Annotated in this window: 17 protein-coding genes; 16 read left to right on the top strand and 1 reads right to left on the bottom strand. The window is 66.4% G+C overall.

Annotated features, from left to right (window positions below):
• The 15 genes from DRV84_RS13910 to DRV84_RS13840 all read left to right on the top strand — a co-directional run.
• On the top strand, nucleotides 1-679 hold a 679-nt coding region (locus DRV84_RS13910), incomplete at its 5' end, for an RNA polymerase sigma factor (protein ID WP_147298866.1).
• 85 nt (nucleotides 680-764) lie between these two features.
• Nucleotides 765-1,019, top strand: coding sequence for a hypothetical protein (locus DRV84_RS13905; RefSeq protein WP_115981770.1), 255 nt, complete (start codon nucleotides 765-767; stop codon nucleotides 1,017-1,019).
• A gap of 18 nt (nucleotides 1,020-1,037) precedes the next feature.
• Complete coding sequence (locus DRV84_RS13900) at nucleotides 1,038-1,388, top strand: hypothetical protein (protein ID WP_192881429.1); 351 nt, start codon at nucleotides 1,038-1,040, stop codon at nucleotides 1,386-1,388.
• Nucleotides 1,385-1,921 (top strand): hypothetical protein, encoded by a 537-nt coding sequence (locus tag DRV84_RS13895; protein ID WP_239995087.1) that lies wholly within the window; start codon nucleotides 1,385-1,387, stop codon nucleotides 1,919-1,921. Before DRV84_RS13900 ends, DRV84_RS13895 begins: the two co-directional genes overlap by 4 nt.
• Nucleotides 1,918-2,763 (top strand): hypothetical protein, encoded by an 846-nt coding sequence (locus DRV84_RS13890; protein ID WP_115981767.1) that lies wholly within the window; start codon nucleotides 1,918-1,920, stop codon nucleotides 2,761-2,763. Before DRV84_RS13895 ends, DRV84_RS13890 begins: the two co-directional genes overlap by 4 nt.
• Nucleotides 2,741-3,238, top strand: coding sequence for a hypothetical protein (locus tag DRV84_RS13885; RefSeq protein WP_147298865.1), 498 nt, complete (start codon nucleotides 2,741-2,743; stop codon nucleotides 3,236-3,238). The genes DRV84_RS13890 and DRV84_RS13885 overlap by 23 nt, the downstream gene beginning before the upstream one ends.
• Complete coding sequence (locus DRV84_RS13880) at nucleotides 3,235-4,107, top strand: ATP-binding protein (RefSeq protein ID WP_115981764.1); 873 nt, start codon at nucleotides 3,235-3,237, stop codon at nucleotides 4,105-4,107. The genes DRV84_RS13885 and DRV84_RS13880 overlap by 4 nt, the downstream gene beginning before the upstream one ends.
• Nucleotides 4,108-4,120: 13 nt before the next feature.
• Nucleotides 4,121-4,750 carry a hypothetical protein gene (locus DRV84_RS13875; RefSeq protein WP_115981762.1) on the top strand — a complete coding sequence of 210 codons (630 nt, stop codon included), beginning with the start codon at nucleotides 4,121-4,123 and terminating at the stop codon, nucleotides 4,748-4,750.
• 12 nt (nucleotides 4,751-4,762) lie between these two features.
• Nucleotides 4,763-6,454 (top strand): DEAD/DEAH box helicase, encoded by a 1,692-nt coding sequence (locus DRV84_RS13870; RefSeq protein WP_115981760.1) that lies wholly within the window; start codon nucleotides 4,763-4,765, stop codon nucleotides 6,452-6,454.
• Nucleotides 6,451-6,885 carry a DUF6511 domain-containing protein gene (locus DRV84_RS15455; protein ID WP_147298864.1) on the top strand — a complete coding sequence of 145 codons (435 nt, stop codon included), beginning with the start codon at nucleotides 6,451-6,453 and terminating at the stop codon, nucleotides 6,883-6,885. Before DRV84_RS13870 ends, DRV84_RS15455 begins: the two co-directional genes overlap by 4 nt.
• Complete coding sequence (locus tag DRV84_RS13860) at nucleotides 6,885-7,643, top strand: PD-(D/E)XK nuclease family protein (RefSeq protein ID WP_115981757.1); 759 nt, start codon at nucleotides 6,885-6,887, stop codon at nucleotides 7,641-7,643. The genes DRV84_RS15455 and DRV84_RS13860 overlap by 1 nt, the downstream gene beginning before the upstream one ends.
• On the top strand, nucleotides 7,595-10,048 hold the full coding sequence (locus DRV84_RS13855) for an AAA family ATPase (RefSeq protein ID WP_239995086.1): 2,454 nt from the start codon (nucleotides 7,595-7,597) through the stop codon (nucleotides 10,046-10,048). Before DRV84_RS13860 ends, DRV84_RS13855 begins: the two co-directional genes overlap by 49 nt.
• Complete coding sequence (locus tag DRV84_RS16325; RefSeq protein ID WP_338052733.1) at nucleotides 10,045-10,926, top strand: hypothetical protein; 882 nt, start codon at nucleotides 10,045-10,047, stop codon at nucleotides 10,924-10,926. The genes DRV84_RS13855 and DRV84_RS16325 overlap by 4 nt, the downstream gene beginning before the upstream one ends.
• Nucleotides 10,923-11,126: a hypothetical protein gene (locus DRV84_RS13845; protein WP_425442468.1), complete on the top strand. Its 204-nt coding sequence runs from the start codon at nucleotides 10,923-10,925 to the stop codon at nucleotides 11,124-11,126. Before DRV84_RS16325 ends, DRV84_RS13845 begins: the two co-directional genes overlap by 4 nt.
• Complete coding sequence (locus DRV84_RS13840; RefSeq protein ID WP_115981753.1) at nucleotides 11,119-11,565, top strand: DUF6362 family protein; 447 nt, start codon at nucleotides 11,119-11,121, stop codon at nucleotides 11,563-11,565. The genes DRV84_RS13845 and DRV84_RS13840 overlap by 8 nt, the downstream gene beginning before the upstream one ends.
• A 380-nt stretch (nucleotides 11,566-11,945) precedes the next feature.
• On the opposite strand, the gene DRV84_RS13835 is transcribed toward DRV84_RS13840, so the two are convergent.
• Nucleotides 11,946-13,148 (bottom strand): S8/S53 family peptidase, encoded by a 1,203-nt coding sequence (locus tag DRV84_RS13835; RefSeq protein ID WP_115981751.1) that lies wholly within the window; start codon nucleotides 13,146-13,148, stop codon nucleotides 11,946-11,948.
• Between the two features lie 11 nt (nucleotides 13,149-13,159).
• Here DRV84_RS13835 and DRV84_RS15450 point away from each other — a divergent pair, with 11 nt between their 5' ends.
• The gene (locus tag DRV84_RS15450; RefSeq protein WP_158547813.1) at nucleotides 13,160-13,597 is read left to right on the top strand and encodes a hypothetical protein; all 438 of its coding nucleotides are present in this window, start codon (nucleotides 13,160-13,162) and stop codon (nucleotides 13,595-13,597) included.
• The last annotated feature ends 337 nt before the right edge of the window (nucleotides 13,598-13,934 follow it).

Here is a 13,934-nt window from a genome sequence, read left to right as displayed (position 1 = left end):
CTCTTCCACTCTCGGCTTCCAGCGCAGGTTCGATGCGCTCCGGCGCGCGCAGGTCGCCCTCGCGCAGTTCGGGGATCCGGCGGCCCTGCTGGACGGGCTGCATCGAACAAACGGCGACCCGGCCCAAAAGAACCTGATCCTCTGCGCGCTCGTCGAGGCGGCGCAGGGCGACGGACCCGCGTCCGACTGCGCGCTGACGCTCCTGTTGCTGGCGCTCTGGCCCGGACTCGACGCTGTGCGGCGTCGGTCGATCTGGCGCAGGATCGGCACCGCCGACGAGGTCGCGTCCGACGTGCTGGCGCGCACCACCGAGGCGGTCCGCGGGCTCGACATGGGGCGCGTCAACTGGATCGCGGCCACGGTGCTGCGGAACGTCGAGCGCGACATGATCCGAGCGCGCAAGCGTGACGCGGCCCGCGAGGTTATGGCCAGCGGCGCCGATCCCGACGACGCGGCCGACAGCGGCGACGCCGGGATCGGAGCGGCCGGGTACGCACGACTGAACGGCGCCGTCCGGAAGCTGCTCGGCGATGACGCCCTGCTGGTGATCCGCGTCGCGATCGAGGGTTTCTCGCAGGCCGAGGTCGCCGTCGAACTGGGCCTGACCGAGGTCGCCGCGCGCAAGCGCTACCAGCGCGCCACACGCAGGCTGCGCGACGCCCTCGAAAAAATCCCCTGAGCCGATGTCCCGATCCGGTCCCGCCGATGGCTTTTCCCCAATGACCGCCAAGCACACCACCGAACACCACGAACAAGGACGGACAATGCAGGAACGACATCCAGTCCCCGCGGCCGAGATGCTCAGGATCCCCGGCCTCTACCGGCGCTGGGAGCTGCCCGAGGTTCTGAAGAACCACCACGCCTATCGGATCGAGGACGCCGGCGCGCATCACGACGGAACGCCCCTCGTTGCGGTCTACGCCGATGCGTCCTCCGAGAGCCCGGACGCGGTGACCAACGCTGCCGGCATCGATGCAGGCTCGGTCCCGCCTGGGACGATCTCGCCGCGGCGTGAGTAGAGGCGAAAGGAGGAGATCATGTTCATGCAAACCACCCCCTTCATCACCGTCCGCGCCAGCCGCCCGCTGACCGAGATCGAGTTCTGCGCCTGGGTGGCGCAGGCCGCGCCCGGCGACCGGCTCGAGTATCACCGCGGCTATCTCGTGCTGGACACCTATCCGCTGTTCAGCGCGCTCGACGACAAGGCGCGCGACGAACTCGCCAGACTGGCCGGGCGCGCCTTCTGGGCCGCCGAGCAGGGCCTCGTCCACCTCGTGCAGGAACGCGAGGGCCCCGACCGCTTCGCCTACATCGCCGTCGCCCGCCCGAAGCCGAAACACGCCGCCGCCTCGCTGTCGGCGCTGCTGCTCGAGGAGCAGGCGGCGTGACGTTCCACACCCAGACCCCATTCGCCGATCACGGAGACCCGTTCATGCCCTATCCCGAAAACACCCCCACGCCGGACGATCTGCCCGATCTCTCCCCGCAGGACATCGCCGGGCTGCCCGTCGAGCTTCTCGCCGTGCTGCAGCACGAAATCGATGCGCGTCTGAAACGCGACAAGGCCGCCAAGGCCCGGCTCGATGGTGCGCTGACCATCCGTTACGGCGACCGCGCTGCCGAGGAACGGCAGGCCGTGGGCAAGGACACCGGCACGATCCGGTTCGACGACGGCGATTTCACCGTGGTCGCGGACCTGCCCAAGCGCGTGGACTGGGATCAGGCCCAGCTCACCGCGATGGTCGAGCGCATCCGCGCCGCCGGCGACGACCCCGCCCAGTATGTCGACATCGCCTTCAAGGTCCCGGAGCGCAAATACGCCGCCTGGCCGCAGGCGATCCGGGCCGGGTTCGAGTCCGCGCGGACCGTGAAGACCGGCACGCTCAAGGTCGAGATCGTCCCGCAGGAGGGCGATCGATGACAGCGCTTACGCCCGTTCACGCCCCCGACCTTCCCGGCCTCATCGAACGCGCCGCGACAAAGCTGTCGGGCGCCAAATCCGCCGCCGAGGTGCTCGAAGCCCGAGAAGCGGCGGGGCTCGCCTACGATGTCGCCAGGCGCGCGGCGCGTCTGAAGAGCGCCAAGTCGGCTCATGACGATCTGATCGCCGCCGCCCATCGCGCGCAGGCCGATGCGCTCGAGATCGAAGCTGCTGCCAAGCGCAGGCTGGCAGACGAATATGACGCGGCGCAGGCCCGCGGCGAGGTCGCCAGCGCCAGGAGCGATCGTGGCAATCAGTGGACCGTTTCCGAGGGGAACGGTGCAGCGTCCGCGGTCAGCCTCGGCCTCAGTCGCAAGTCGATCCACGACGCGCGCCATCTCCGCGACGCCGAAACCGCCGAGCCAGGGCTCGTGCGCCGCACGCTGGATGCGCAGCTGGAGCGCGGCGAAGAACCCACACGCTCCGCCCTGCGCCGCGCCGCGGAAGCGCGGCTGGAACGGTCACTGGACCGGCTGCAGCGGGTGCAGGACAGCGTCCGGCGGCTCGATGAGACGAAGACGCCGCCACCGACGCCCGAAGAGCGGGCGCGCCAGGTCGCCGTGTTCGGCACGCCGGAGGATCGCGCGATCTGTGGGCGGATCGACGAAATCGTCGAACGTATCGGCGAACAGCCCGCGCCTGCAGAGGCGGTCCGCCGCATCCCGCCGGCCTCGCGCCATGCCATGGACACGGCGCCGATCCGGCGCGCCGCGGCCTGGCTCAGCGAGTTCAGCAATCTTTTCGAACAGGAGGTCCAGCATGGGACAGATGCGTCTGAATGACGTTGTGGGGGAGATCGTCGGCGCGGTGATCGCCGGCCGGTCGGTCAACAAGCGCGAGGCCGCGGTCGCGCGCTGGGACGATATCGATGCCGACGGCCAGTACCTCGCCGGGATCGACGGGGTCGTCGCCCGGATCGATCAGCGCGCTCGAAGCCTGAAGCTCAAGGCGGAAAGGTCATCGACCCCGGCACAGGCGGAACTGCCATTTGAACTGCCCGCCGCCGTGGCCATGGACATCGAGGGCACCACACTGGTGGCCACCCGCGATCTCTCGCGCGACCAGTTCGAACGCGCCATCGAGATCCGCCGCCGGCAGATCGCCCATGACAGCGCCGCCCTGCGCGAATGGCGCGAGGCGCTGCGGCAGGCCGACCGGTTCTGGGCCGCGCATCCCGACTGGTGCTTCGGCGACTGCCTCGACGCCATTCTCGCGCAGGCCGATCAGCCCGCCGCGCGCCCGGAGGTGCCGGCATGACGCTTCCGATCATCACCGCCGACCAGCGGATGGCCGAGCCGCGCGGCATCAAGGGCGTGATCTTCGGCCCGCCGGGCATCGGCAAGACCTCGCTGCTCTGGACGCTGCGGAACTCGACCACACTGTTCTACGACCTCGAAGCCGGGGACCTGGCCATCGAGGGGCTGGCGGTCGACGCGATCCGCCCGCGGACATGGACCGAGTGCCGGGATTTCGCGGCCTTCATCGGCGGGCCCAACCCGGCGCTGCGGGCCGATCAGCCCTACAGCCAGGCGCACTTCGATGCGGTCTGCGAACGCTTCGGCGACCCGGGCGTGCTCGACCGGTACGACACGGTGTTCATCGACTCGATCACCGTGGCGGGGCGGCTCTGCTTTCAGTGGAGCAAGGGCCAGCCGGAGGCGCATTCCGAGAAGACCGGGAAGCCGGACGTGCGCGGCGCCTACGGATTGCATGGCCGCGAGATGATCGCCTGGCTCACGCATCTGCAGCACACGCGGGCCAAGAACGTCTGGTTCGTCGGGATCCTCGACGAGAAGCTCGACGACTTCAATCGCAAGGTCTTCCAGCCGCAGATCGACGGCTCGAAGACCGGGCTCGAGCTGCCCGGGATCGTCGACCAGGTCATCACCATGGCCGAGTTCAAGGCCGAGGACGGCACCCTGCAGCGCGGCTTTGTCTGCCAGACGCTGAACCCCTGGGGCTATCCGGCCAAGGACCGCTCGGGGCGTCTCGACATGGTCGAGGCTCCCCATCTCGGGCGCCTGATGGAGAAGATCCGCCAGCCCGCAACACCCGCCCCCGAGCGGCTGAGCCACGCCGCGCCGCCGGACGTGCCGACCACCCCCTCCGACACCACCGACAGCTGAAAGGACCCCTCCCATGTCTCTCTGGAACGATTTCAACGACGCGCAATCGAACTCCAACGTCATCCCCAAGGGCACGCTCGCAAAGGTGCGGATGACCATCCGGCCCGGCGGCTTCGACGATCCCGCGCAGGGCTGGACCGGCGGCTACGCCAGGCGCGGCGCGACCGGGGCCGTCTATCTCGACGCCGAATACACGGTGCTGGAAGGGCCGTATGCCCGCCGCAAGATCTGGTCGCTGATCGGGCTCTACAGCCCCAAGGGGCCGGACTGGGCCAACATGGGCCGCAGCCTCGTGCGCGGCATGCTGAACTCGGCGCGCGGGATCTCCGACAAGGACAACTCGCCGGAGGCGCAGGCGGCGCGGCGCATCGGCGGCTTCGCCGATCTCGACGGGCTCGAGTTCGTGGCCCGGATCGACATAGGCACCGATACCAATGGCGAGGACAAGAACGAGATCCGCGCGGCGGTGACGCCGGACCACCGCGATTACGCGCAGATCATGGGCACAGCGCCGGCCATGGCGTCGCAGTCTCAGGACACCGCCCCGCACCAGCATGCGCCGGCACCGCAGCCACGGCAGCAGCCCGCCCAGCAGGCGCCGTCCGCGCCGGGCGTTCCGGGCCGTCCGAGCTGGGCCCAGTGAGGGGTCCGGGCCATGCGATTGCGTCCCCGCCAGAAACTCTTCGTCGAGCGCAGCCTGTCTGCGCTCGGCACCCGCGCCAACACGCTGGGCATCGCGCCCACCGGCGCGGGCAAGACGATCATGCTGTCGGCCGTCACCGGCGAAAGCCTTGGCGACAGCGCCTCCAAGGCTTGCGTCCTGGCGCATCGCGACGAGCTGACCGCGCAGAACCGGGACAAGTTCCGGCGCGTGGTCCCGGGCGTGTCCACCTCCGTCGTCGACGCCACGACCAAATCCTGGGACGGCCAGGTCACCTTCGCCATGGTGCCCACGCTGGCACGCCAGGCCAACCTGGCGGGGATGCCGAAGCTGGACCTGCTGGTGATCGACGAGGCGCATCACGCGGTGGCCGACAGCTACCGTCGCATCGTCGACCGTGTCCGCGAGGCCAACCCCGACGCTCGCGTTTTCGGCGTCACGGCCACGCCGAACCGCGGTGACAAGAAGGGGCTGCGCGAGGTCTTCGACAATGTCGCCGACCAGGTGCGGCTGGGCGAGCTGATCGCATCGGGGCATCTGGTCCCGCCCCGGACCTTCGTCATCGATGTGGGCGTGCAGGACGAGCTGCGGTCGGTGCGCAAGACCATGTCGGATTTCGACATGGCCGAGGTGGCGGAAGTCATGGATCGCGCGCCGGTCACCGACGAAGTGATCCGCCACTGGAAGGACAAGGCGGGCGACCGCCAGACCGTCGTCTTCTGTTCGACCGTCGCCCATGCCGAGCATGTCACGGAGGCGTTCCGCGAGGTCGGCGTCCCGGCGGCGCTCGTCACCGGCACGCTGGAGGCAAGCGAGCGCAAGAAAGTGCTCGATGCCTATGCCGCCGGTCACCTCCGGGTCGTCGTCAACGTCGCGGTGCTGACCGAGGGCTGGGACCACCCGCCGACCTCCTGCGTCGTGCTGCTTCGGCCGAGTTCCTACAAGTCCACCATGATCCAGATGGTCGGGCGCGGCCTGCGCACGGTCGATCCGGCCCAGCATCCCGGCATCGTCAAGTCCGACTGCGTCGTGCTGGATTTCGGGACGTCGAGCCTGACCCACGGCACGCTGGAACAGGATGTCGATCTCGACGGGCACACGCCGACGGGCGAGGCACCGACGAAGGCCTGCCCGGCCTGCGCCGCCGATATCCCGCTTGGCGCCCGCGAATGCCCGCTCTGCGGCGAGCTGCTGATCGAACCCGAGGACGGAGCATCCGGCGAGGAGGCTGGGACCGGCAGCCTGTCCGGGTTCGTGATGTCCGAAATCGACCTGCTCAAACGCTCCAGCTTCGCCTGGGACGATCTGTTCGACGACGATGCCGCGCTCATGGCGAGCGGGTTCAACGCCTGGGGCGGCGTCTTCTTCCTCGAAGGCCGCTGGCACGCCGTGGGCGGTGCGAGGAACGAGCCCACCCGCCTTCTCGGCGTGGGCGAGCGCACGGTCTGCCTCGCGCAGGCCGACGACTGGCTGAACACCCACGAGAGCGACGAGAGCGCCTTCAAGTCGAAGCGCTGGCTCAACCAGGCACCGACCGAGAAACAGCTGCAATACCTGCCCGCCGCGCAGCGCCAGGACTACGGGCTCACCCGCTACCGCGCCTCGGCGCTGATCACCTTCCAGTTCAACCGGCGCGACATCCGGCGTCTCGTCATGACGGCCGCGCCCGAGCGGAGGGCGGCGTGAGCCATGTCGCGCAAATCCCATCCCCGCCCACAGAGGCTTCGGATCGACTGGGCCGTGACCGCCTCTGGCATCCGCGCCCGGTCATTTGCGCCGTCTGCACGGCGCGCACCCGCGGCTTCGGCTGGTTCGATCCCCACCGGCCGCGCCCAACCCGCACCCAAACCCGCCGCTGGTTCTGCTCCATGGGCTGCCAGGCGGCCTTCACCATCAAAGCGAAGAGAGGACTGAGCATGGTCGAATTCGACGAAGAGGAAACCCAGGCGCTGCCGGCCGTCATGCGCGCACTGGCCCCCGAAATGGAGCGGATCGGCTGGGACCGCCCGCTGGGCCAGCTGACGCAGAACGACATGCACCGGCTGATCGTCATCGCGATCGAGGCGTTCCGAATTGAGATGGCAGAGATCGCCGCCGAGTCGGAGATCCCGTTCTGATGCTGGACTTCAACAAACGTCCATCCATGGGGGAGCGCATCAACGTGGCCGTGGACGCGGCCCTCGAAGCGGAGCGCGCGGCAACCCCGCCGCGCGACTATCTCGGCGGCTCGCGTCTGGGCCATCCCTGCGAGCGCGCGTTGCAGTTCGAGTTCGCGGGCGCGCCGAAGGACGAGGGCCAGGACTTCTCCGGCCGATCGCTCCGGATCTTCGCGATCGGGCATGAGCTCGAGGATCTCGCCATCCGCTGGCTGCGGGCGGCGGGGATCGATCTGGTCACCCAGAAACGTGACGGCGGCCAGTTCGGCTTCTCCGTCGCAGGCGGGCGCATCCGCGGCCACGTCGACGGGATCGTCGCCGAGGCGCCCGCGGTGCTGGGGCTGCGCATCCCGGCGCTCTGGGAGTGCAAGACCATGAACGCGAAGAACTGGCGCGAGACGGTGGCGAAGGGCGTGACCGTCGCGAAGCCGGTCTATGCCGCCCAGATCGCGCTCTACCAGGCCTACATGGAAGCGACGGTGCCGGGCATCTCGGCCGCGCCCGCGCTCTTTACTGCGATCAACAAGGACACCGCCGAGCTGCACCACGAGCTCGTGCCCTTCGATGCCGATCTTGCGCAGCGCATGTCGGACCGCGGCGTGCGGATCCTGCGGGCGACCGACGCGGGCGAGCTTCTGCCCCGCATCGCGGCCAATCGCGATTTCTTCGAATGCCGGTTCTGCCCGTGGGCGGAGCGGTGCTGGGGGCTGTCGGCATGACCGATGCGCCCGAGGACCCGCCGGACACGTCCGCCACGCAGGAGGAGCCCGCCATGACCACAGATCACGATGACAACCCAGCGCCGCCGGAGCCGCCCGCGCCAGGGCCCGAGAACCTCGTCCACTTCAACCCCTGGCGCGACTTCAACGACGCAGCCCCGCAGATCGACGTCTTCGGGGACGAGCCGGACCCCGCGCAGATCGCGCAGTTCATGGAGGTGGTCTTCGGCTACTCCGATGGACTGATCCCCGTCCGCAGTTTCATCGACAAGGGTCAGGGCTTCGACGGCCGGCCCCACAACATCTGGATCGAGGCGGATGCGGCCGCGCCCGACAAGATGGTTACCTTCGCAGGCTGGGCCGCGCGCGAGGGCGCAGCGGTCTATGTCATCCCCGGTACGGTCTCGGAGCCCGGACAAGCCAGGGCCGCCGACATCGAGCAGATGCAGACCGTGGTCGTCGATCTCGACACCGGCGACATCGCCGCGGCGCGGGCTCATCTCGCGCGTCACCTCGGCCCGCCCACCATGGTGGTGGAAAGCGGCGGCGTGACGCCCGAGGGTCAGCGCAAGGCCCATGCCTGGTGGAAGCTGACAGAGCCAGCCGAGGGCAGCGACATTGCGCGCGTGACCCGCCTGCGCGGCGACATCGCCGCCAAGGTCGGCGGCGACACGCATTTCCGATCGGCGCACCAGCCCATTCGCGTCGCAGGCTCGGTCTACTACAAGAACTCCCTCAAGACGCTGGTCCGGATCGTCGAACTGAACGCCGATTTCGAACGCGACCTGGACGAGTTCGTCGAGGCCGTGACCGACATGCCGCCCGCGCCGGGCGTGTCCCTGCAGCCCGAATTCACCCATGCCGACAGACCCGCCGTCGACGAGGTGCTGGTCACCCCGGTGCGCGAGGGCGCCGCCGACGACTGGTCGCGCTTCGAGGGGGCCTCGGCCGCCATCGGGCATTTCATCCGCATGGTCCATGAGGGGCGGCTGTCGAAGGAGGCCGGCTGGGAAGGCATCTGCGGCTACAACGCGGCGATGCTGCGGCCTGAGTGGCCCGTGGAGCGGCTCAAGCGCGAGTCCGAACGGCTGTGGGCGCTGCATGTCGAGGAGAATGGCCCACCGCTGGTGCGGCTCGACAGCGGCGCGCCGTCACCAGACGAGTTGCCCGCCTTCAGCCTCGGCGCGCTGCTCGATGATGACAGCCCCATGCCCGAGGACATCATCGCGCCCCGCGTGCTGACGCTGGGCGGCCTGCTGGTGCTGGGCGGCGCCCCCAAGGTGGGCAAGAGCGACCTGCTGATCTCCTGGCTCGTGCACATGGCCGCGGGCCAGCCCTTCCTCGGCTTCACCCCGCCGCGGCCGCTGCGGATCTTCTACCTGCAGGCCGAGATCCAGTACCACTACCTGCGCGAGCGCCTGCGCCAGATCGCTTTGCCGCCCGACGTGCTGGCCGCGGCGCGCGACACGTTCATGGCCACCCCGAAACTGAAGCTCCTGCTCGACGACGAGGGCAGCGTGCGCGCCGCGCGCGCGATCGAGGCGGCGTTCCCGGACGCGCCGCCTGACATCATCTGCGTCGACCCGATCCGCAACCTCTTCGACGGCGGCCCCGACGGCGGCGGCGAGAACGACAACACCGCCATGATGTTCTTCCTCAAGGACCGGGTGGAGGTGCTGCGCGATCATATCGATCCCGACTGCGGCGTGATCCTGGTGCACCACACGCGCAAGCTGTCGAAGCACCAGGTGAAGGAGGACCCGTTCCTCGCGCTCTCCGGCGCCAGCGCGCTGCGCGGCTTCTACACCACCGGTCTGATCCTGCACCGGCCCGACGAGGATGCGTCGGAGCGCAAGCTGGAGATCGAGCTGCGCAACGGGCCCGCACTCGCGCCCAAGCTCATCGACAAGCGCGGCGGCGAATGGGTCGAGATCAACCCGATGAACGAGCGGCTGGTGCGCGCCGAGATGGGCGCGAAGCACGATGCCGAGCGTGACCGGAAGGGCGAGGTGATCGCCGACATTCTCGACCGCGAAGCCCGGGCGGGCCGGATGTATACCATGACGCTCTTCGCGGAATCCTTCGAGAACAAGAGCGGTCTCAGCGGGCAGACCAGCATCCGCGAACGGCTGAGCGTCCTCACCACCAAGGGGGTCATCAAGTTCGTGAAAGGCGAGGCTGCAGCCGAGCTCGGGCTGCCGACCGATCGCACCAAGTACGGGTATCTGTGCGTCGAGTTCATGGAACTGGCGGTCGGCGAAGACGTGGTCGATCCCGAGACCGGCGAGGTGTTTCCAGGCTGCGTTCCGGTGCGTCCGAGCCACTACAAATGCCCCCAGACCGGTGCCGTTCTGCCGGTCGAGAACCCGAACATCTGGGTCTATCCGGAAGGGGGTGAGGCATGAGTTTTCCGTCTCAGCGCCGGCCCGAAATCTGGGCTCCGCTCTCCGAAATCTGGCCAGATTACGCGAAATCTGAGGTCCTGCCGAAATCTGGAATCTGGGTTTTCCCATTTAATTGCAAGGGCTTGAGTGTCTCTTTCCAGATTTCGGACGGGGGTATCCGCAATCTGACCCGAAATCTGGATTTCAGAAGCGATTTCAATGGCCTGCGCCAGATTCCAGATTTCGGAAAAGGCACCCCTAAAGGGGTGGGTGGCCTCCCCCCGTCAGGTGGGGAGGTCCACCACCCACCCCCGGGCAATTTCGCCGCGTGCAATCTCATCATCCACCCATTCGAGCAGCATACAGGAAAGGAGCCCTCAATGGCCCAAGCATCCCTCACTCCGTCACCCCCGATCGCGCCTGCCCGCGGCACGCCGGTCCTTCTCGCCCTCGACCTCGGCACGACCACCGGCTGGGCGCTGCGCGCCGCGGACGGGCTGATCACCAGCGGCACGGTCTCGCTCAGGCCCAGCCGCTACGACGGTGGCGGCATGCGCTACGTCCGTTTCCGCGGCTGGCTGGAGCGGCTGGCCGCAGATGCCGGGCCCATCGGCGCCATTCATTTCGAGGAGGTGCGCCGGCATGTCGGGACCGACGCGGCCCACGTCTTCGGCGGCCTGCTCGCCACGCTGACGGCATGGGCCGAGACGACCGGCGTGCCCTACCAGGGCGTGCCGGTCGGCACGATCAAGCGCCACGCCACCGGCAAGGGTAACGCCCCGAAGGCGGCGATGATCGCGGCCGCCCGAGCCCGCGGGTTCGACCCGGCCGACGACAACGAGGCCGATGCCATCGCCATCCTGTTCTGGGCCATCGACACGGCGGGAGGTGTGCAATGACCGGCATGCGGTTCACGCCCAAGGGCTACGGCGGGCGCCGGCGCGATCCCCAGCAGGTCAAGCGCGACGGGTGGCGCGAACAAGGCGTACTCGCCGTCTCGGTCGACGACGACCGGCTGACCTGGCCCGAGCGCGAGCTCGTCCGCCAGCTCGGCGAGCGTCTCTACGGGCAGCAAGACCGGGAGGCGCGCCATGACTGAGTGGACAATGGCGCGCGTGCAGGACCGGCTGGAAAGCGCGGCGGACGTGTTCGCGCAGCTGCCGGCCGTGAAGCCCACCGGGTACTTCAACGCATGGCCCGAGTACTTCCACGGTTTTGCGGATCAGGTGGGCCAGGAGCCCGAGATGAAGCGCCCGCGTCCCGGCCCGCGCCAGATCACCGAGGCCGACGAAGCGATGCTCTGGCTGCGCTGGCTCGAGCGCGATGACGCCCGGATCGTCTGGCTGCGCGCCAACCGCCAGCCGTGGAAGAAGATCGGTTGGGAGGTCGGGCTCAGCCGCCCGGCCGCCAACCGGCACTGGCAGTACGGTATCGCGCTGATCACCTGGCGGCTCAACGGGCGGGTGCCGTCGGCCAAGCGGTCGCGGCGTTTCGTGGTCGAGAACGCCGACCGGCTGTCAAGAAAAATCATCCTGTAAGCGAATTTTCGGAGAGACATCGCAGAGAGTTCACCGCGAAATTCGATCGGCCTACGAAAGGGTTATGCTCGCACGAGGCGCGGGCGGACCTGCCCACCACCAGCTTTCCAAGGTCCACCTAGCGCGAAGCTTAGAATGCATGAGCCTTCGGCGTTCGTGTGAAAACACATATACTACCGAGACTTTCACGAAGCTCACTCAACCCCTCCGGACTTGTCTCAATGCTTGCGAAGCGCCCACGCCCAAAGGTTTTCAGGACAGTTATATGCTCCTCCCCGCCAAGAATCTCAGCGATGTCAGGCATTTGCCCCGAATCCAATGATGCGTTCTTTCTAAGCCCTACTGTTACCTTCATGCGCTGGCGTTCCAGATTCACCGTCCTACTCCCCTTTTATAGACGCTTGTTTAAGAATTGGCAAACCCCAACCCTGCCGCGCTCGGTCCATCCCAAGGTCAACACAGATGGACCGGATCAGTTCCGATGCGAGCTTGTGGCGCTCATTGATACGCTCTTGCTGGTTCCCAGTAGCCTCGGCCAGCGCTCCAGCGACGGTAGCGGCTACAGCCGGACATGCGTAAGAAGTTCCTTCATACTCGGCAAGCACGCCGCCATCCATCTCCATAAAGACGCCTATGCCAGGCCCCACAAGATTCAGACCTGAGCCTTGACCAGAATCCAAGTAATGAAAGATCTTTGCTCCGGTAGGTAGTGCTCCCGTCGCTCCTTCCGCATCACTTGCCATCCGTTCGTACGCTCCCATTAGCGTTGCCGAGGGCGCTACACCACAAAGACCCACAGCGCCGACACCCATTACTGTTTCCATTCCAGCTGGAAGAGCAACACCGTTCACAGCGCTATTTCCAACCGCAGCAAATATCACGACGCCTTTGTTAAATGCGTCGCCGATGTACTCGCCTAAGAATTCTGATATCTCTTTCCATTCTTCATTATTGGCCGCATATGAGCCACCAGAAATATTGATCACATCAACGCTGAACTCATCGACTAGCAACTCTATCGCAGGTCCAATTTTGTCAAAATCCCAGGTACTTTTGGTTGCGTCATCCGAAATGTCCACAAAAATCAGTTCAGCTTCGCGTGCGAGACCTTTTCTGTGTGAGGCTGTACCGCGCTCCGAAATCGTCTTGCACACTCGGTAACCGTGTGAATGATACGCTAGCTCACTCGTGTTCAGCCTGTCCCCGTCTACGTCATAACAATCGATGTGCATCATGCCCTCACCCGGCTGGAACGGGATGTCGATAACACCCACACGGACACCTGCTCCCCTGCCAGTACCATCGCAGTCAGGACAGAGAAGACGTCGCCACCAGTTTAGAGCATGATTGCGCTCAAGCGTTGGGCAGACCACTTCAGCGCGTTCAACGTCGTCCAAAGGCCCGACCAGCACATTCCAATGACCATCCATGGGCTTAATAGTAGCTGTCCTATATCTGCCGTACCCTCGCACCACGCCGTGGTCATCGGTTTGGCCAAAGTCGATCGTTCCGTCGGGTTCGACGAGTTCAACGTAGCCGAAAACTGGGTTCCCTTTTTCATCGGTACATGTAAGTTCGATCATGTTGATGGACCTTGGACCATGGAGATTTTGGCACCATGTCAGCAATCTCGGAAGAAATCAAAGCCCTCGAGCAGTTAGGGCGCCAACTTGAAGAAGTTGGCTGGACTGCGCCGGCTCCCGTTGCCGAAGCATTTGAGGTACATGGACCACAAGAGCGAAAGCGCAGGATCGTCGCAGCCCTTGCTTACCTAAAGGTGAACGACAGCAAAATTCGCTCCGCTATTTGCTCTGGCTCAGCGGTTCGTGATGAGATAACCGCGGGCGGCGTTTCCGTAGCTACAGTGGCGGACAGTCTGCAAGCTACTGGCGGGTTTGTTGTTCCCGTCTGGTCACTTGCGAACACGCTCTGTCAATTAGGACTGACCAAGTATTGTGCGCGTAGCACCTCGGTGACTGATGCGGTGGCTGAAAGTCGGAAGGACCAAAATAGCAAGAACGAGAACCGCTAGTTAAGGGGCGTCTCGACGTGCGCTTGCCAGCGTCGAAGCGCTCGCGGCGGTTCGTGATCGACAACGTCGACAGCCTGTCAAGAAAAATCGTCTTGTGATCGAATTTTCGGAGAGACATCGCAGAGGGTTCACCGACCCCCGGCCGAGGGCTACAAACGGGATATACTCGAGAGAGGCGCGCGCGGGACGGACCGCCGCCGCTGGCTTCCTGGGGTCCAACGCAGGGTCCAGCCGGGGTCCAAGCCGCCAAGCCTTTGTTTTCCGGTTCCTTTCCGGGCCAAAACGTATGCTGGCGGGCGTGGCGCGAAACATCGCCAGCGACAGGGCCGGTTTTTTG

The sequence above is a fragment of the Rhodosalinus sediminis genome, assembly GCF_003385555.1.
In the GTDB taxonomy this organism is placed as follows: domain Bacteria; phylum Pseudomonadota; class Alphaproteobacteria; order Rhodobacterales; family Rhodobacteraceae; genus Rhodosalinus; species Rhodosalinus sediminis.
Note: the sequence above shows the minus strand (reverse complement) of the source record. Positions and strands in the feature narration are given on the sequence as shown.